Origin of the sequence: Pelagibaculum spongiae (assembly GCF_003097315.1) — a bacterium.
Lineage (GTDB): Bacteria > Pseudomonadota > Gammaproteobacteria > Enterobacterales > Pelagibaculaceae > Pelagibaculum > Pelagibaculum spongiae.
The window spans coordinates 350805-369378 of record NZ_QDDL01000001.1; the positions used below are offsets into that span (position 1 = coordinate 350805).

Sequence of the window (18574 nt, forward strand, 5' to 3'; positions counted from 1 at the left end):
ATTACTGGCGATTAATCGTAAACTCTTGATAGTCGAGTAGGTAGTTCACTCTAAGCACACGTAAAATCCGCGTTTCTCCTGGAGCAATATCTAGCTCAACTTCTCTACTAATTGCACCTGAATTCAAACGAATCTTTTGTTTGCCCACCGGTAATTGTCGGCTCAAAATCTGCACGTTATCTGGCAAAGTCAGCCAGCTTCTCAAATCAGGTCCAGATGTTGCTAAGGTATAAACTTGGGCTGCAATAAAAACCAGTATGTTGTCATTATCAACGGTGTTATTGAGTAATTCATACTTGGCTCTGCCACGTAAAATTTCTCGAATTAAAATACCGGGGTAAGCTTCTTTTAATGCTTGAACCGCTAAACCTTGAATATTGGCGATTACTTGCGTTTGCCCCAGACTCTCTCTTTCGGTAGAAACCTGCAAACTACTGCTATTCCATTTTTGGTATCCGGCATACCAAGGAAAACTGATTGGCAAAATTTTATCCGGGTACAACCAAATATCCAAAGAAAGATCACTTCTCGGCTCAACTAAACCATCTTCATAAATAACAACCAGCCGGCCATGTTCCTCATCGGCCACTTGCTGCCCCTGCTCAAGTCGGTGCAAATCAGCAGCAAGCCAAGCATTATCTGGAACCAGTGTACTAGCCTTTCGATAATCAACTAACGCATCGTTAGTATTACCTAATGCTTCCCAAATAATGGCTGAAGCGTAATAAACAAATGCATTCTGATAAGAGTTATTAACCTGTACCTGCTGCTGACTTAATTGCGGAAGCGCACTATCTAGCTGAGACAAATCAATATGAAACTTTTTGGCTTTATCGATCTGATTAGCCGAACGCTCAGAAAAATTGTCTTGCAAATATTGCTGATGTTCAGCGGCCTTGCGTAACTCAACTTGAGTCGCAACCAGATTATTTTGTCCAAGATAATTAAAGGCTTGATACAAATGCAACAAAACTCGCTCATATCCATATTCAGGATATGTCAGCAAATTATCATTAACTGCCAATGATGCTGCTTGAGTTGCCCCATTACTAATGTCCAAGACTGCTTCTGTGTCACGTTCCTGGTATTGGCGACTTGCGGCATCAAAACTGATTTGCGAAGCAGCGTATTCAGAAGCTAGCTGTTGAACTCTCCCGTTTTCCAGCTCATGTAAAAGTAAATTTGGTCCGGGCGATGTAGATAAAAGCTGCGGTGGCTGGCTAGCCAAAGATTGCCTGACCAGTTCGGCCTGCTCAGGATAGGGAAGAAATATGGAACTGGTTGCACAACCTGACAGCCCTATAAAGAGCATTAGCGACAAGCAAACAACCTTCAACATCCTTATAAGAGGCAAGAGAAAAACCTTAACGACTCGGTTAACTTTCGCCAAGTCTAGCCTTACCACTACTTAAAAAGAAGGAAATAATTCACAGTTAACTGCTATTTAACGCCTGTTACCGAAAAAAAATTGATCAACTGATATGTAAAACAACCTCGTACAATAAAAACCAACTATTGATTACTTTTGTATTGATTTGTAAATACTAAAAATCTAAGCGTATTTTCAATAGATAAGCGAAAAGGCGGTCAATCGAGCAACCGCTCTGTTCAATAAAAAGTAACTGTTAATCTTCTAACTGATATTTCTTAATTTTTCGATACAAGGTAGCAATACCAATGCCTAGCGCATCCGCAGCTTTCTGCTTGGATTCATTGCAGCGACCGAAATGAGCCAAGGCTTGACTAATGGTATGCATTTCTAGCTGCTCTAAATCAAAATCATCTGTTGCTTGAGATGGCACTAACTGCACTGGAGCAGCAGATCTTTCAGCAACCTGTTCAGCTGCCACCGGCACTGGTGCAATAATGGGTTGTGCCGCTGACTGTGAATATGGCTGAGGTGCTATGGCAGAAGCAGTAATCAAATGTGGCTTTGGCCGAACAAAATTCGGATTAAAATAATCGGGTAATAATTCAGTATCAATACTACGGCCAGGCTCAACCATATTGACTAAAAATTCAATCAAATTACCCAGCTCTCGTACATTACCCGGCCAGTTCCAGCGAAGCAGCAAATTTTTAGTTTCACGTGTCAAATCTGGGCGCTGCACACCAAGATTTCTTGAGTGAAGCCCGAGGAAAAAATCAGTCAGCAATAAAATATCTTCGCCCCGCTCTCGAAGCGGTGGCAAATACATAGGTATAACGTTCAAACGGTAGAATAAATCTGCACGAAACAATTTTTGTTCAATCAACTGATCAACGTGTTGATTAGTTGCAGAAATCACCCGAATATCTACTGGAACAGTTTTACTTGAACCCACTGGTGTCACTTCGCGCTTTTCTAACACTCTCAATAGCTTGGCTTGTAAATGAATCGGCATATCGCCAATTTCATCCAGAAACAAAGTGCCGCCATCGGCGCTACGAATCAGGCCAGTACTACCTTTGCTCGATGCACCAGTAAATGCGCCTTTGACATGACCAAATAATTCACTCTCCAACAATTCAGCTGGAATTGCTGCACAGTTAATTGCCACAAAAGGTCTCGATGCTCGACAACCAGAATCATGAATCGCCTGGGCAAGTACTTCCTTACCTGTGCCGCTTTCACCGCAAACCATGACACTAGATGGACTGGAAGAAATTTGTGCAACTTGCTTTCTAAGTTTATCCATTGCCGCCGACTTACCGACCATTCTCTGTTTTTGGCCGGGGCGTTTCATAGTTTCGGGTGGCATATAGTCGTCAGATAACACCAGAATTTGTTGACTACCACAGTGTAATAATTGCCCGGGTAATCGCTGCTCAATATCTGCCATACGAATTAGATATTCTTGGCGAAATCCGGCAGAGGAAGATGCCTGGCCGAACGGCCGAAGCATGACATCTGATTCCATTAAATCTAAAGAACCTATACCTAATTGTTCTCTGGCTGACCGATTGGCAAAAATAGCGCGCCCTCGATCATTCATCAATAAAAGCCCTTGATTTAAGCTACTTGCCAGCATTCGAATCAAAGAAGCAGAGTCCATCACTGGCTGGCTATCTTGCAGCACTTTTGCAATAAAAGACTGTGCCATACCTTTAATGTATTCTAATAAGTCGGTGATATTATCGAGCAGGCGAACCCGTTGATCTTGATTAAAACACACCAGATTAATCACACCGAGAATATCATTGCCAATAATCAGCGGAACGCCCATCGAGGCAGTTTCTGTGCAATTCTCTCGCTTACTACACCCCTCACAAGCCACGTCTTGGCCAGCATGACGAACAATTTTGTGGTTTCTGGTCGACAATACACCGCGCAATACACGTGTACCACCATGCAATTGTTTACCAATATCTTGCCCATAAGGCCCTGTGCCAGCGACACGAACCATATCTGTGTCAATCACTTCAACTTCGAGTTTTAGTATTCGGGACAACACTTGAACAAAACGGTTTACCGATGACTGGACAGACATTAATTCAGATTGCACAACAAGCTCTCCTCCCTAAAAACTGGTTGTCCGCCAGCAAATAATCTGACTGACCAATTTTGAAGCTGATTTGATTATGGTAACAATCGGAATAAACTTTATTGAGTTGAGACAACAAAATGATAAAAACAGGACACTTTATCAAATTGATTGAAGTGTCCTGCATGCATATTTAAGTGTCTATTAAACTATTTTAAAAACCTGCAGCTTGCTCAATCGACGAATAATATTGAATCTCATTTTCAACTTCTGCTTTAATCGTAGTGCCCGCTAAGCCTTCAATTATTTCAGCAGCTTGTTCTAATGAACCAATACCAGATAATTTCCCACCATCACGAACAAAACCATTGGCTGCTTCCACTTTTGGTCCCATTGAACCTGCAGAAAAACCAAAAGAATCCATTTTGTCTGGCGTTGCCAAGCGAATATCTTGAGAAGCAGGATCACCGTATTGGGTGGCTACCGCAGCGACGTCCGTCAAAATCAACAAAGCATCAGCACCAATATCACGCGCCAGCACTCGAGAAGCGCGATCTTTATCGATCACCGCTTCAACACCTTCGAGTTTTCCATTAATGCGCTTAACTGGAATACCACCGCCACCACCGCAAATTACCGTAATGTCGCCACTGGATAATAAATGACGCAAAGAAGGTAATTCGAGAATTTCACTTGGCATAGGCGAAGGCACAACCCGGCGGAAATATTTACCATCGGCCTTGATTGCCCAGCCTGGGTTTTTCTTTAACAGTTCTTCTGCCTGCTGCTTGCTATAAACCGGCCCAACAAATTTATCTGGGTCAGAAAATGCAGGATCTTGAGGATCAACCAATGTTTGAGTGGATACCGTGCACACCTTACGATCTGGCATAAAATTGCGCAGTTCTTGCTCGAACATAAAGCCGATCATGCCTTGAGTTTGGGCACCCAAAGCATCCAGTGGATAAGGAGCTACATCGCTATAAGCTTCATTCATTAATGCCAGCAAACCCACTTGCGGTCCATTACCATGGGTTAAAACCACTTGATGATTCTCTGCCAACTTGGCAATAGAACGAGCAGCAGTCCGAATGTTTTCACGTTGAACGCTACATTCCAACGGCTCGCCCCGCTGTAAAATGGCATTTCCACCTAAAGCTACAACAACCAGCATAATTCACCTCTAACGCTCTTAAAATCATTCAGACTTGTCAAACACGTCTGATGTCTGTGATTTTAAGATCTATTTTTAATTTAAAATTCATGTAGTAAAAGCAGCTGAAATTTAATCATTTCAGTGTTGCCCCCTACACTTGATATTGCATGATTCAATGCATCATCCATACCAACTTCTTAGGGCTTCAAAATATAATAAACACCCTGTTTTTCGAGGTGTCGAACTTTAGGTTGTGGGTAGGTTTGATAAGCCTTCGACGCAATCAGACACTTTTGGAATCTATCGCCAGATGTCTGATTTCGTTAACACTCATCAAACCTACAACGTCCGAGACAATTTCAAATTCCTGAGCCTCTTAGCTATTTTTAAAATTAAAAAAAACAGTGCCAAAGGGTTTCTATAAGTATAAAAGGTATTAATTGGTGGTATTAATTAGTGGCGTGAACCATGACAAATAGCTGGCAGACAATCGTTTGATCAATCTGCAAATATATATTGAGAATTGCAGTTGTCTTGTTAATTTCTAATGGTGAAAAAATATCAAAATGCGATAAATAAACTACAAAAAAAATACGCTCTCAGCTGCCTACCCTTTACTACTCATTCTAACCTCTCACAATGAGAATAAGAGCAAGGACTGGCAGCTGGAAACGCATGATATATCAGTTATTACCTTGAACTAAGCTGTTTGAAAGAAGTGATATTCCTCTGGCAAACCCGAGCGTTTTAAGAACTCGCCATACCCTGGAGCACCGACAAATTGTCCATCCTTAGCAACAATCTGACCACGTACCATAGTCAGAACTGGCCAACCACGAACTTCCATACCTTCAAATGGGCTGTAGTCGCTATTTCCATGCAAATGGCGCTGAGTAATGCGAACACAGCGGTCTGGATCAAATATCACTAAATCAGCATCTGCGCCTTCACGAACCACACCCTTGCGTGGATATAATCCAAATAATTTAGCAGGTCGAGTGCTGGTTATATCGACAAAACGATTAATGCCCAGCTTGCCTTTCATGACCCCTTCAGAAAACATCAGCGGCATGCGCGTTTCAACACCTGGTGCACCACCGGGACACATTCTAAAATCATTTCTTCCCGATAATTTTTGTTCGAAAGTAAAACTACAATGATCGGTTGCAACGGTAGAAATACTGCCATCTTGCAAGCCTTGCCATAAGCTGTTCTGGTGATCCATATCGCGCAATGGTGGGCTCATAATATATTTCAAACCACCCATTTCCGGCTCGTTATAACGGCCGATATCGAGGGTTAAATATTGCGGGCAGGTTTCAGCAAAAACAGGCTGACCTTCTTGCTGGGATAACCGAATATAATCTAGTCCGGGACCATTAGATAAATGAACAATATACAAAGGTGCATTACCGGCAATTGCTGCTAAATTAATCATCCGAGCAATCGCTTCTGCCTCACATTCTGGTGGGCGGCTTAATGCATGATAAATTGGCCCAGTATTTCCTTGGGAAATATATTTCTGCTGCAACCAGCTAATTGCTTGATCATTTTCTGGGTGAACACAGGCTAAGGCATCCAGCTGACCTAACCGTTCAAGCACACGAAGCACTTCGCCATCGTTAAGCTTGTGTTTATAAGTTAAATAAAGTTTAAAACTGGAAATACCTTCTTGAAGTACCATCGATTCCATTTCATCAAGAATCGAATCATCAACATGTTGAATGACGCCATGAAAGCTGTAATCGACCACTGCTTTATCTGCTGCAAAAGCATGATAACGTGCTAATTGATGGTGGAGATTGCAACCTTCAGGGCCAAAGCCCATATGGTCGATAATCGTAGTGGTGCCGCCACAGGCTGCCGCAATTGTGCCTGATTCAAAATCGTCACAACTTTGCGCCAACCCCACATCAATATTGAAATGGGTGTGAGCGTCGATGCCACCGGGCATTACATATTTACCAAATGCATCGATCTGCTCGGCATCAGGCCGAAAAATTGATGGCGCGATTTCGGCGATCTTACCGTCTTCAATTAAAATATCGACATGGCTGGTACTATCAGCATTAACCAAAGTTGCATTTTTAATTAAAGTGGCGCACTTACCGCCCTCTTTCGCCAGGTTATTATCACTATTAATCTGAGCGTTTTTTTCTGCGGCTGACATAATTTTTCCTCTGGGATTAAACACCCGACTCGAAACATTCTGAGTCGGGTGAATCATGCCTAAGTCAGATCTTGTTTTTAACCAGATCGATTACGCTTTATCCAAATACATCAGCGGAATAACTGCGTACATAGCGGCACAAGTAACCAAATCTTCTTTCCAAGTTTTCTCGTTAGGGAAGTGCGCTTCTGCTTCCTTACCAGGGCCAAAGCCGATGCAAGGAATACCATGGCGACCCATGATAGATACGCCATTGGTAGAGAAGGTCCACTTATCAGTACGAGGTTCTTTGTCGAACAACAAGCGATAGCTGTCTTCCAGTGTTTCAGTCACTACGTGATCCGATGGAATCACCCATGAAGGGAAGTAACATTCAGTTGGGTAAACTAGACCTGTGTATGCTGGGCGATCATAGTTGTACATGGTCACTTCACCTTGAGCCGCTTGTACTGCTGGCAATGCGCGAATTTCTTCCAGCGCTCCTTCCCAGCTCTCACCTGCAGTCAGGCGACGGTCAATTGAAATAGCGCAGCTATCTGCAACCGCACAACGACTTGGTGAAGTGAAAAACACTTCTGAAACAGTCAAAGTACCCTTACCCAAGAATTCATCATCACCTAGATTTTCACTAAGCACTTTGATTTCGCTAAGGATTGGAGCCATTTTAAAGATTGCATTGTCACCACGTTCTGGCGCAGATCCGTGACAAGAAACGCCCTTCACTTCAACACGAATTTCCATCCGACCACGTTGACCGCGGTAGATGCCGCCATCGGTAGGCTCAGTAGACACTACAAACTCAGGCTTAATACCGCTTTGTTCGATAATGTACTGCCAGCAAAGACCGTCACAATCTTCTTCTTGAACGGTACCGGTAACGATTAACGTATAATCATCTTCCAGCCCTAAATCTTTAATGATCTTACCGGCATAAACCATTGAAGCCATGCCGCCTTCTTGGTCTGATGCACCACGACCTACAATGATTTCGTCGTCTTCAAAACCTTCATAGGGATCGTAGTTCCACAGTGATTGGTCACCAACACCGACTGTGTCGATGTGTGCGTCCATCGCAATAATCCGCTCACCATGGCCCACATAACCTAATACGTTGCCCATTGGATCGATTTCAACCTTGTCAAAACCAACCTTTTCCATTTCTTCTTTAATGCGCAATACAACTTTTTCTTCATCGCAAGATTCACTAGGAATGCGAATCATATCGCGCAAAAACGCTGACATATCAGCACGGTAACCTTTAGCTTTCTCTAGCACTTCAGAAAAAGGAATGACTTTTTTATCGCTCATTTGATTCACCTCAAAACTTAAATACTGATTAACAATTAACGCTTAATAATTAATGCTTTTACCGAAATACCTTTTCAGGCTTCGCTTACCAGTAACTCATTAATTGAGCCTATTGGCTCAGGTAATAGTGGATTACCTTTCGCTGCGGTAGCCGCATCTTTAAGTCCATTGCCGGTTGCCAAAACTACAACTGTGCTGTCAGCTGGCAACTGGTCTTTTACTGCCAACAAACCAGCAAACGCCGTTGCACCTGCTGGTTCTGAAAACAGTCCACTCGATTCAGATAGATACTTTTGCGCTTTTAAAATGGCGTCATCTGCCACTCGAATACAGCGCCCATCGTATTGCTTTAAATAACCCAATAATTGATAGCCATTAGCTGGCACATCAACACTTATTGAGTCGGCAATCGTGGTGGCAGAAATTTTTTCGAAATGCCCTTTTTCCATCGCAATACACAAGGCATCGCTATTAGATGATTGCACCACCCAAATAATCGGCATTTCATCAATTACACCCGCTTCGATTAAATCACGGAAACCCTTGTAAACACCGCCAGCAATACAACCATCGCCCGTCGCTACAAAAACATGGTCAGGTGCTTTTTCCAATTGACGGACCATTTCAATGGAAACGGTTTTCTTACCTTCAATCGTCATCGGATTAAAAGCAGTATTTCGATTCATGCCACCAAATTTATTACTGTAATCCAGCGCGAGTTCGCAAGCCCGGTCATAATTACCGTCAACCAGAATTAAATTGGCACCATATTGTTGCGCCTGAATCATTTTTGCTGCTGGTGCAGCCTTTGGCAGAAACAAGGTAACCTTCTGACCTGATGCTGCTGCAATACCGGCCATGGATGAGCCCGCATTACCGGTGGATGCCAACACAATTTCATTAATGCCATTTTCTTTAGCAAATGCTGAAACCATCCAGGATGCACGATCCTTGAACGAACTAGTTGGGTTAGCACCATCATCCTTAATAAATAAATTATTTAACCCAAGCGATTCACTCAATCGAGTCGGTGACCACATCGGCGTATTGCCAACAGGGATGGGGGCAAAGCTTTGTTTAGAAACAGGTAACCAATCACGAATATCACTCAATGAAGTACCAGACAAATCACTTTTTCCTTTAACAGAAAAATCAACTTCTAATACACCACGCAGTGGTTCATTTACTTTTTGCTTACTTTTACAAGCAGGACAAAGCATCAAATCAGTTGAGATTGGATAGTGAGTGTGACATTCATTACAGCGATACTGCGCCATTTTTAAGCTCCTGAACTCCCAAAGTACCCGGGATTAAAACCCCGGTCTGCCTTAAAAAGGCAGACCGGAACACCGATCAACAATTACTGCGCTTCTACACGCTTTTGTGAACGCTCGATTAGCTCTTTCAGTACTTTTGCTGGCTCAGCAAACTTACGGTTAAAGATCATTGAAGCAATAATGAATGGCTTCCAACCCGCTTCTTTATAAGTGTCTACTAGGTATTTATTAAATACGCCTTCAGTCACTTCGCCTTCTTTACAAGAAACACCGGTAATATCTGCTGGTAAGCAATGCATATATAAAGCTTCACCGTCTTTGGTCTGCTTCATCATTTCTTCGGTGCAATGCCAATCTTTATGCTGGGCATTTTGTGCTAGACATTTCTCTTCTAAATGCTTCAGCCCTTCTTGGTCATTGGCATATAACAATTCTGTACGCTCGCCCATTACCTGATATGGCGCCCAGGATTTAGGGTAAACAATGTCGGCATCTTTAAATGCTTCTTCCATGCTGGCTACTTGAGTAAAAGAACCGCCGCTGGCCTCAGCATTGTGCTTAGCGGTTTCAACGACTTCAGGAATCAGGTCATAGCCTTCTGGGTGGGCCAGCGTCACATCCATACCAAAGCGAGTCATCAAACCGATAATGCCCTGAGGAACTGACAGTGGCTTGCCGTAACTTGGAGAATACGCCCAAGTCATTGCAATCTTTTTGCCTTTTAATGCTTCTAAAGAACCGAAATGCTCTTTTAACCATGCCAAGTCCGCCATTGACTGAGTTGGGTGGTCAATATCGCACTGCAGGTTAACTAATGCAGGGCGCTGGGCCAGTACTTCATTTTCTTTACCGAAGTCCAATGCATCAGCTACTTCACGCATGTACTTGTTGCCATGACCAAGATACATATCGTCACGAATGCCGATAACATCTGCACAGAAAGAAATCATATTGGCTGTTTCACGAGTAGTTTCACCGTGAGCAATCTGGCTTTTGCCTTCGTCTAGATCTTGAACTGCCAAGCCCAATAAATTACATGCTGAGGAATAAGAAAAACGTGTCCGGGTAGAATTATCACGGAACAAAGAAACACCTAGGCCAGAGTCAAATACACGGCTGGAAATATTCTGGTTACGCATTTCACGCAAGGCATCTGCAACCAGCAGCACTTGCTCTAACTCTTGCGGGGTTTGCTCCCAAGTCAGCAAGAAATCTTTCAGGTGCAACTCAGAATCCAGTGATTCAATCTGTTCAAGCAACTTAGCTAAATCGGACATGATGGGTTTCCCTTAATCTGATAATTAATAAAATCAGTCGATACGCTCAACACAATCGATACGTTCGACGCTGAGAAAGCTCCCTACCGAGTCCATCAAATATGCAAGGAACCAGGAGCGTCTCGCTTGCCAGATACAGTTCAATTTGCGTGCCAGCTAGGAAAAACCAAATAAAATTAAATAAATAACCAATAACAAACAACAACTTAAAACTTTATCGCATTAGTGTTCAAAACAACCTATGCATTATCGAAATCTAATTAGTGAATCAACGCTAGCGGGTTTATCAGTTTGATCTTCAGCACTACAAAACAGGAATCAATATGAAAATTTGAGTGGGATCTGAATCTGCGAGATGGGCTTAACTCATTAATAAGCTTCACATCCAATTTTAATTATCAAATGGTCATACCAGACGAACTAGCTACTAACACCAAAATAAAATAATTTTAATCAAACGATAGCTAAGCGAATCCTTGAAACTAAATATTGATTACAATTGTGTTTTATCACTTATGATCGATTGAAACAAACGATTGTTTGCCGCAAAAGCGGTATTTTTTTGTCGCCGTTCATCTGTTTTGCTTTCAAGTTGTTAGGTCCTAAAGCCGATAACTTGTTATCAGGGCACATCAGAGAGCAGGCTATGATTCATCTCAGTTTTAAAGCTAGGATCTATTTATGTGTGGGAATGGCAATTTTGCTTTCCCTGTCGACTACCAATTATCTAGCTTATAAAGAATTCGAAAAAAATATTGCCAGTAGCGCTAATAGCTACTCGATGTTGGTACTCGACTCACAAGCCAAAGCAATATCTGCCTGGATAAGAGCCAAACAAAGCCTAGTCACTGCCTCAGCAGAATTTCTTGCTAACAATCCATCTTCCGAAATGATTATTGCCAATGCTCGGCAAATGGTGGTGACCGGCCAATTAGAAGAAGCCTACATTGGCTATGAAGATGGCAGCGCCTATACCAGCCAGAAAGGATTGCTTGATGCCTCGAGTTACGATCCAAGAGTTCGCCCCTGGTACGCCGATTCCAAGCAAACCCGCCAACTAGTAGTAACTGATGTCTATGCAGATGCTCTCACCGGCAATAATGTGATGAGCATTGGTATGCCAATCATTATTAATGGTCAGTTTTCCGGTTCTGTTTTAGCCGATATCAGCCTGGCTGAAATTACTAAACGAGTGCAATCAATTCAGTTTAAAGGTGGCTATGCCCTTTTATTCGATCAAAAAGGTAAAGCACTGGCTGATTTCGCCGGCGTTAAAAAAGACGGTTCTTTAAGTGGTTCAGACCCAGAATTGCGAAGCTTAGAAAAAGCGATGATCAGCCAAAACTCTGGCAGCTTAGAGTATCAATTAAATGGCGATAATAAAGTCGGCTTCTTTAACGACATTGAATTGGGTGATGGTAAAAAATGGAAGCTACTGGTTACCGTTAACCAAGAAGTAGTTTACGAAGAGTTAAATGAAGCGGTTAGCTTTATGCTGCTGTCAACGCTTGGCTTTACCATTTTGGGCGTTGCGATTACGATTTTAGTATTAAACATTCTCTATCGCCCTATCTTAGTCTTAAAGCAAATGATTCAAGATTTAGCGGGTGGCGAAGGTGATTTAACTCGTCGTTTAAAAGTCACTAGTAAAGATGATCTTGGACAGATTGCACAAGGCGTAAATACCTTTATTGGTAATTTACAATCGATGCTGAAGGAAGTTTGCCAATCCACTGGTTCAATCGCCAGCAATATCGATCAAATCAGTAATATTACTCAAGCAAACCAGCAGGTGTTAGATCGCCATAGCAGTGAAACTGAGCAGGTCGTTTCTGCCGTCACTGAAATGAGCGCTACTGCGTCAAGTGTTGCCAATAGCACCGCCGATGCCGCTAGCCACACTCAGCAAGCGGCTGAAGAATCATCTGCTTCACAAAAAGTAGTCAATCACGCGGTTGATAATGTTCAATCATTAGTCGAACAAGTTGACCATATGGCCCAGCGCATCCAAACCATGCATCAAGATACTTTGCAAATTAGCTCAGTATTAAATGTAATTGGTGATATTGCAGAGCAAACCAATTTATTGGCATTAAATGCGGCAATCGAAGCCGCTCGAGCTGGCGATCAAGGGCGCGGCTTTGCAGTCGTTGCCGATGAAGTTCGCGCATTGGCAGCAAGAACTCAAAAAAGCACCGCTGAAATTAATAGCATGCTAGATCAGCTTAATCAGGCTTCATCTTCAGTTGAAAATGCCATGGGCAGCACTCGACAATCTTGTCAAAGCACAGCAGAAAGTACCGCTGAAGTGACCAGTAGCCTAACAACCATTAATCACACCATTTCCAACATCAACAATTTGAATATTCAAGTGGCCACCGCAGCAGAAGAACAAAGTGCAGTCGCCGATGAAATTAACCGAAACTTAGTTAATATTCGAAACATTGTTGTTGAATTAAATTCTCGTGGTGGTGAAACTGGACAATGCGTTGAAAACTTAGTTAGCACCAATCAGCAATTGGAACAGCTAATCGGAAAATTTAAATTAGATTAGCCGGTAAAACTTTTTTTCAAACGCTATAAAACGGGCCTCGGTCCGTTTTTTTTCAGCTTTACCTTTACGATAAGTAACACATAAAGATTCAACTAATTTTACTTAGCAGCAATTTGCTAACATCTGTTGATTGATCGCTGACAATAACGTGACATGTTTTCAATATCGGGCGTAATTTATTGACGTAAGTAATACTTTCCCAGTAAAAGAATCGTTAAATTGCTGACAAAATCTCTTGCCGTACTGGCGCCCTGCTTTTAACCCGAGTGACCTATTGAATGAATAATCTAAGCTTTAAGGCACGAATTTATTGCTGTGTCGGTCTGGCCATTATGTTGTCACTTTGCGCTACCAACTTTATGGCTTATCGCGGAATTGAAAAATCCATTTCAAAAGCAGCCAATGACTATTCAATACAAGTGCTCGATTCTCAAGCACAGAGTATTGCCAGCTGGATTGATGAAAAAAATCGTCTGGTAGATGCTGCTAGCAATTACCTCAGTCAGGTTAAAAATCCTGAAGCAATCATTCAAAATGCCCATCAAATAGTTGAATCTGGCCATTTAGAAGACGCTTATATTGGATGGGAAAATGGCCAAGCAATTTCAAGCAAAAATGGCAGAATGAATCCAGATGCATACGACCCTAGAACTCGACCTTGGTATATTCAGGCAAAAAACGCTCGCGCTCGAATTATCACCGATGTTTATATTGATGCCACCACCAAAAAAAGCGTAATTAGTATTGGTAAGCCTTTTACAGAAAATGGCCAGTTCTCTGGTGTGGTATTGGCAGACATCAGCCTTGAAGCTGTCACGGAAAAAATTCAGAAAATTCAGTTTGATGGAGGTTATGCATTATTATTCGACCAAAATGGTCAAGCATTGGCTGATTTTGCCTCAGTAAAAAAACAAGGCACCCTTTCTGGTTTAAGCAACGAACTGGCAGATTTAGAGAGAGCAATGCTTTCCCAGAAATCTGGTAGCGTTGAATACACCATGAATGGCGATAATAAAATTGGCTTTTTCAGTGACATTCCCCTAGGCAATGGCCAGCACTGGGAACTGCTAGTAACTGTTAACAAAGCAGTGCTCTATCAGCAGTTAGACAAAGAAGCGACCCGCATGATATGGATGACATTATTGTTTACCGCAATGGGGGTGTTTTTTACCACCATGGTGCTCAATGTTTTATATCGTCCAATTATCAGTTTAAAAGCAGTCGTTCAAGATTTAGCGCGTGGTGAAGGTGATTTAACCCGTCGATTATCAGTTGATAGCCGCGATGACTTAGGGCAAATCGCACAGGGTATTAATACCTTCATTGAGAATCTGCAACAAATGTTGCTCGATGTAAAACAAGCCACCGGCCATATTGCATCTAATGTTGGTGAAATTGACGGTATTACTCAGGCTAACCAGAAAGTGTTAAATCGCCATAGCAGCGAAACCGAGCAGGTAGTTTCTGCCGTTACCGAGATGAGCGCAACAGCATCTAGTGTTGCCAATAGCACAGCCGATGCCGCAAGCAACACTCAGCAAGCAGCCAATGAGTCAGAAATTTCACAGCAAGTGGTTGGCCAGGCAGTCACTAATGTCGCAGCACTGGTAGATGAAGTCGATGCAATGGCACAAAAAATTCAGGATATGCATCAAGATACCCGCCAGATCAGCACGGTATTAGGGGTGATTGGTGGCATCGCTGAACAAACCAATTTATTAGCATTAAATGCAGCAATTGAAGCAGCACGTGCTGGTGATCAAGGCCGTGGCTTTGCCGTAGTTGCCGACGAAGTACGCGCACTTGCTGCTCGAACTCAGCAGAGCACTTCTGAAATTAGTCAAATGCTGGATAAATTAAATAGCGCCTCTTCACAGGTTGAGCATGCAATGGACAATACTCGCCAGTCTTGTCAAAGCACTGCTGATAGCACCTCTGAAGTCACTACCAGCCTTGGTGCAATTAATAGCACCATTGGCAACATTAATAGTTTAAATATTCAGGTAGCCACTGCTGCTGAAGAACAAAGTGCCGTCGCAGATGAAATTAGCCGCAACCTGGAAAATATCAGAAACATTGTTCTGGAATTAAACCAACGTGGCAGTGAAACCGGTAATTGTGTTGAAAGCCTGGTAACAGCCAATACCCAGCTGGAAGGTCTGGTTGGCAAATTCCGTTTGCAATAATTTTTTTGATGGTGCGTATACAAAAATATACGCACCATCAATCAGGCTGGCTTTTGATAAAAATCAGCCAACAAATGCGTACAGTTAACTTTAATCGGCAATTTTTTTTGAAAAACTTTTGGCTGGTTTTCGCCGATAGGCACCAGCATTAATTGCCCTGATTGGGGCTTTTCAGGATTGATCCGTGCATCATATGAAATAACGAAATAGAAAAGATAAGGATAAATCCATTCAAAATAGCTCATCGGCAACTCGCTTGTTTCATCCGATTGCTCAAGCTTGGAATTCAGAACAATTTCAGCCTGTAGCTCGATGGCACTCAGTGGCATATTATCTTTGCAGACCATTACCCCCATTTGTGGATCGACCATAATCCACTTGTTCAAATCAGGAGAAAAGAACTCAGTTACAGCATGAGCTGCGCCACTCTCTCGGGTTTCTACATCAGCCCTTGCCAACCAAAGTATACGCGAAACAAGTCCAACAGCATTAAGCACTGCATTCAATACAATTGAATATTCGACACAGCGAAAACGTTGTCCTTGCAGTGCTTGCTCGATAATAGATATCGGGTCTGATGATTCAGGTTGATTGACCCCATCATGCTGCCACAAGCCATGTACCCACTGTGTGAGTATTCTTACCTTGCTGTAGCTATCCTGAACCTTTGCAGTTTTTTCCAGCAATTGAAAACGGCTGCGCATTTCTCTGAGATAGGGCTCATCATAAGATGAGTAAATGGGTTGGAAGTCGGCCATCGTTGTCTTTGAAAACTCAAGGACAACTTTTCTTGCTAGAGTCTCATGCGACATAACCACCACCGTAACCGGTCATTTTAGGACGTTCTGTTTTTGATCGACTACCAGGCTATTTATTTTTGAAAAAATCCTCTCATCTATAACCCTACCAGGATTGACAACCCGGTTTTGCAAAGGGAAATATAGCAAATTCGCAACCTTAAACTTATCCTTTAAACTCACGCTACCGACAAGATTTTTCTTTGATTTTAATACAGAAGAAAATTTTTCAACATATTCGGCCAACCTTCCATTTTTCTTATGATTCCATTCTGGGATAGCGTCTCTCAACCCTACAATGTCACCTCTTTCAAAAAAACTATTGATTTCACTATATTCTCGCCCAATTTGGCTACTCGAAAAATCAAACTCCACCCATACATCAGATTCAAAATACTTTTTCTCCAAAGACATGTGAACGGGCAAAGAAATAGCTCTCACATCCAAAGAAACAAAAACAAGCAAACAAAAGAAAAACAGTCTCATAATTTCATCCTATAGACTAATGCCAGGAAAAATAATCACTTTAAATGGATGCGTACTAAAATCATCACGACCCAAAGTCACTTTAAAGCCAAGAGAGCTATCCAGCGCCAGCCATCACTCGATTAATATCTCTATCAATCGGCCTAATGACCTCTTTCGGCGCAAAATACTCTGCCGCCAAACACATTCAGTCAACACGAAACTTGCTTGCCGAAACTTGCTTGCCACCCACAATCATGTTTGGCGAATAATAAGATATTTTTATAATAAGCAAACTAATAAATCATCAAACCAGTTTACTCATAAGTTATTTTTTATCTCGTATAGTCGTCCTTTTGGGTGGCATCAGTTTTCTACTTTAATTTGCTGTTGCTCGCACCACTGTTTTTGTGAAAGCTGGCTTTGCTGCCATTGTTCGATACGCTGCTGCCAGATTTGTTGTTTGGTCATGAATGAATCCCCTAAAAATGGAGATCACAGGTTAGAGCGAAAATTCAAAGGAAAACAGATGGGGTTAATGGGGCGCTTACTTTCGAAATGGCAGAAGCAATCAGCTCAAATGCAAATATTCTCGGTGTTGTTCAAAATAGCAGCCATTTTTTTCATCATTTTTAAACCGTCAACTATTCTATAATTAACAAACCCCAACTTCGTCAAGCCAGACAAATATGCCACGAAACCCAGATAAAACTAACATTTCCTCAACAAGCACCTTCCCTCAATGTGACTACAGATTAATTGACCGTCATATTCAATCAAACGATTTATCTGATTTACTTGCAAGCAAAGCATCACAATTTGGCGGATGTAGAACTAAAAAATTTGAACAACAGTCTTTTAATATAAAAACAGGCATGGGTAGTTGGTTTAAAGATCCAGCACTCACCCCCGATCATCAAGTTTGGGGTGGCGCTTGTCACGCTCTATCTATTACCTGGATTACTGAACATGCCCATGGTCGAAGCATTTGGCCATGGTTGCAATGTTCATGTGGTGACATTTTATCCGGACCTGCCAGCTATATTTTGGCACTGCAGGCAAGTAGTAAAGGTGTAAGTGAGCCATATTTTAATTATTTTACTTACTACGGAAGTTCCAAATCTCATTGGCAGAAAATGATTTTTAATTTTTACGGCATGACACCCTACCCCTTAATTGGTCAATACGACTATGAAGCATCAATCACCTTCCAGAACAATCCAATCAAACAAAATTTGGATCACCTATTATCTGAGATTTTTAATACTACAGATCATTATATCTTACTGAGATTTTATAACGTTCAGCAACATGGCCATTGCATAAGCATGTGGTCTGGAAAAGATATTGTGCTTTTTGACCCTGAAATAGGAGAATTCTGGTTCCCTTCTAAAGACGGGTTTACAGAATGGTTTTATGAATATTGGAAGAAAGCCTGCCTCACTCATTTTGTCCTACCTACTTTTTACATTTCTAAATGGACTTGCTCATATAAATAGCAAGCTTCTGGCAACATTAACATCCATGCCATACATCATTGCTTATCATATTGATGCTGATAGCATCTGCACTCTTTTTCCCTGCCACATCGCCCACCATGCAACTTGACTTATACATCAATACCCTTGGCAAACACTTGAAAAGCTGTTTCGATTTTCCAGTACAGAAAATTGGCATCGATGCCGGTTTTACCTGTCCTAATCGCGATGGCACGCTAGGTAGAGGCGGCTGCACCTTTTGCAAAGCTATCCAGCGCCAGCCATCACTCGATTAATATCTCTATCAATCGGCCTAATGACCTCTTTCGGCGCAAAATACTCTGCCGCCAAACACATTCAGTCAACACGAAACTTGCTTGCCACCCACAATCATGTTTGGCGAATAATAAAAACTTGCTTGCCACCCACAATCATGTTTGGC

General features: G+C 42.1%; 13 protein-coding genes. 3 read left to right on the plus strand and 10 right to left on the minus strand.

Annotated elements, in window-relative coordinates; genetic code table 11:
* Position 1: 1 nt before the first annotated feature.
* The 7 genes from DC094_RS01535 to ygeW all read right to left on the minus strand — a co-directional run bounded on the left by DC094_RS01535 (position 2) and on the right by ygeW (position 10652).
* Positions 2-1321, minus strand: a complete 1320-nt coding sequence (locus DC094_RS01535) for a COG3014 family protein (RefSeq protein ID WP_133245433.1) — start codon at positions 1319-1321, stop codon at positions 2-4.
* A gap of 304 nt (positions 1322-1625) precedes the next feature.
* Positions 1626-3485, minus strand: a complete 1860-nt coding sequence (locus DC094_RS01540; protein ID WP_116685325.1) for a sigma-54 interaction domain-containing protein — start codon at positions 3483-3485, stop codon at positions 1626-1628.
* 193 nt (positions 3486-3678) lie between these two features.
* Positions 3679-4638 carry a carbamate kinase gene (arcC, locus tag DC094_RS01545; RefSeq protein WP_116685326.1) on the minus strand — a complete coding sequence of 320 codons (960 nt, stop codon included), beginning with the start codon at positions 4636-4638 and terminating at the stop codon, positions 3679-3681.
* A gap of 682 nt (positions 4639-5320) precedes the next feature.
* Entirely contained in the window at positions 5321-6790 is a 1470-nt protein-coding gene (gene hydA / locus DC094_RS01550) for a dihydropyrimidinase (protein WP_116685327.1), read from the minus strand.
* Between the two features lie 90 nt (positions 6791-6880).
* Complete coding sequence (locus DC094_RS01555) at positions 6881-8098, minus strand: YgeY family selenium metabolism-linked hydrolase (RefSeq protein ID WP_116685328.1); 1218 nt, start codon at positions 8096-8098, stop codon at positions 6881-6883.
* A 74-nt stretch (positions 8099-8172) separates the two neighbouring features.
* Positions 8173-9375 (minus strand): threonine synthase, encoded by a 1203-nt coding sequence (locus DC094_RS01560; RefSeq protein WP_116685329.1) that lies wholly within the window; start codon positions 9373-9375, stop codon positions 8173-8175.
* An 83-nt stretch (positions 9376-9458) separates the two neighbouring features.
* Positions 9459-10652 carry a knotted carbamoyltransferase YgeW gene (gene ygeW / locus DC094_RS01565; RefSeq protein WP_133245434.1) on the minus strand — a complete coding sequence of 398 codons (1194 nt, stop codon included), beginning with the start codon at positions 10650-10652 and terminating at the stop codon, positions 9459-9461.
* Positions 10653-11343: 691 nt separating this feature from the next.
* On the opposite strand from ygeW, the gene DC094_RS01570 reads away from it, so the two are divergent.
* Together DC094_RS01570 and DC094_RS01575 are read left to right on the plus strand one after the other, a co-directional pair.
* Entirely contained in the window at positions 11344-13206 is a 1863-nt protein-coding gene (locus tag DC094_RS01570; RefSeq protein WP_158527187.1) for a methyl-accepting chemotaxis protein, read from the plus strand.
* A gap of 278 nt (positions 13207-13484) precedes the next feature.
* Positions 13485-15392, plus strand: coding sequence for a methyl-accepting chemotaxis protein (locus tag DC094_RS01575; protein WP_116685332.1), 1908 nt, complete (start codon positions 13485-13487; stop codon positions 15390-15392).
* Positions 15393-15433: 41 nt separating this feature from the next.
* Here DC094_RS01575 and DC094_RS01580 read toward each other — a convergent pair whose 3' ends face one another.
* The 3 genes from DC094_RS01580 to tnpA form a co-directional block, all read right to left on the minus strand.
* Positions 15434-16204 carry a transglutaminase-like domain-containing protein gene (locus tag DC094_RS01580; protein WP_116685333.1) on the minus strand — a complete coding sequence of 257 codons (771 nt, stop codon included), beginning with the start codon at positions 16202-16204 and terminating at the stop codon, positions 15434-15436.
* A gap of 18 nt (positions 16205-16222) precedes the next feature.
* Positions 16223-16675, minus strand: coding sequence for a hypothetical protein (locus DC094_RS01585; protein WP_116685334.1), 453 nt, complete (start codon positions 16673-16675; stop codon positions 16223-16225).
* Positions 16676-17020: 345 nt separating this feature from the next.
* On the minus strand, positions 17021-17125 hold the full coding sequence (tnpA, locus tag DC094_RS22980) for an IS66 family insertion sequence element accessory protein TnpA (RefSeq protein ID WP_422615574.1): 105 nt from the start codon (positions 17123-17125) through the stop codon (positions 17021-17023).
* Positions 17126-17343: 218 nt separating this feature from the next.
* On the opposite strand from tnpA, the gene DC094_RS01595 reads away from it, so the two are divergent.
* Positions 17344-18153, plus strand: coding sequence for a YopT-type cysteine protease domain-containing protein (locus tag DC094_RS01595; RefSeq protein ID WP_116685336.1), 810 nt, complete (start codon positions 17344-17346; stop codon positions 18151-18153).
* The last annotated feature ends 421 nt before the right edge of the window (positions 18154-18574 follow it).

Bases quoted from the DNA above. Each gene is read 5' to 3' on its own strand.
- DC094_RS01575 (WP_116685332.1), top strand. From the start codon at position 13,485: ATGAATAATCTAAGCTTTAAGGCACGAATTTATTGCTGTGTCGGTCTG.
- tnpA (WP_422615574.1), bottom strand. From the start codon at position 17,125: ATGACCAAACAACAAATCTGGCAGCAGCGTATCGAACAATGGCAGCAA.
- arcC (WP_116685326.1), bottom strand. From the start codon at position 4,638: ATGCTGGTTGTTGTAGCTTTAGGTGGAAATGCCATTTTACAGCGGGGC.
- ygeW (WP_133245434.1), bottom strand. From the start codon at position 10,652: ATGTCCGATTTAGCTAAGTTGCTTGAACAGATTGAATCACTGGATTCT.
- DC094_RS01570 (WP_158527187.1), top strand. From the start codon at position 11,344: ATGGCAATTTTGCTTTCCCTGTCGACTACCAATTATCTAGCTTATAAA.
- hydA (WP_116685327.1), bottom strand. From the start codon at position 6,790: ATGTCAGCCGCAGAAAAAAACGCTCAGATTAATAGTGATAATAACCTG.
- DC094_RS01560 (WP_116685329.1), bottom strand. From the start codon at position 9,375: ATGGCGCAGTATCGCTGTAATGAATGTCACACTCACTATCCAATCTCA.
- DC094_RS01580 (WP_116685333.1), bottom strand. From the start codon at position 16,204: ATGTCGCATGAGACTCTAGCAAGAAAAGTTGTCCTTGAGTTTTCAAAG.
- DC094_RS01555 (WP_116685328.1), bottom strand. From the start codon at position 8,098: ATGAGCGATAAAAAAGTCATTCCTTTTTCTGAAGTGCTAGAGAAAGCT.
- DC094_RS01595 (WP_116685336.1), top strand. From the start codon at position 17,344: ATGCCACGAAACCCAGATAAAACTAACATTTCCTCAACAAGCACCTTC.
- DC094_RS01585 (WP_116685334.1), bottom strand. From the start codon at position 16,675: ATGAGACTGTTTTTCTTTTGTTTGCTTGTTTTTGTTTCTTTGGATGTG.